General features: G+C 60.9%; 1 pseudogene. It reads left to right on the top strand.

Annotated features, from left to right (window positions below):
• Positions 1-230 (top strand): annotated as a pseudogene (locus AC0L20_RS42025) (histidine kinase); the annotation flags it as partial.

The following is a 230-nucleotide window of genomic DNA, read 5'->3' as shown; positions in this document are numbered from 1 at the left end:
CCGCTTTTGCGGCTCGTATCGGCTGTACTCTACAGATGGCATGCCGTTGGCTGTTGACGAGTGCCCGATGGCTTCGACCCTCGGCGCGGGGCTCGACGCGCGTAACCAGGAAGTCATGATTGAGCGTCCGGACGGATCGCGATTCGTGGCGCTCATGAGCATCAGGACGCTTCGAGATCGGCGCGGAAAAATCCAGGGCGCGATCAATTGCTTTCAGGACGTCTCTGCGC

The sequence above is a fragment of the Bradyrhizobium sp. Kon58 genome (assembly GCF_055807455.1).
The sequence above is the reverse complement of the archived record's forward strand: the minus strand, read 5'-3'. Positions and strand labels throughout refer to the sequence as shown.